This is a genomic window from Pseudomonas sp. SIMBA_067 (genome assembly GCF_046534675.1).
Classification (GTDB): Bacteria; Pseudomonadota; Gammaproteobacteria; order Pseudomonadales; family Pseudomonadaceae; genus Aquipseudomonas; species Aquipseudomonas putida.
The window spans coordinates 1-273 of the sequence record NZ_JAWRYH010000409.1; the positions used below are offsets into that span (position 1 = coordinate 1).

Annotated in this window: 1 protein-coding gene; it reads left to right on the forward strand. The window is 40.7% G+C overall.

What is annotated here, in order from left to right; translation table 11 throughout:
• Window positions 1–273: TatD family hydrolase (locus SB765_RS29655; RefSeq protein ID WP_410932495.1), on the forward strand; the 273-nt coding region annotated here is incomplete at both ends.

Genomic DNA, 273 nt, shown 5'->3' on the forward strand with positions numbered 1-273 from the left:
CTTACTTTTTAGAGCAACATCAGCAATCGCACTTAGAATCGCTGTATAACTTTGCTAAAACAAACAAAACTCAGCTGGTGGCTATTGGGGAGTGCGGGCTAGATCGCAGTATCGAAAACCTTGAAAAACAAACCTTTCTGTTTAAGCAACAAATAGCGCTTGCTAATGAGCTAGAGTTACCGCTGATTGTACATCATAGACAAAGTCATGACTTAATAGCGCAATCGTTTAAGCGTTGTCAGCCTAAAAATGGCGGTGTGATCCATGCTTTTT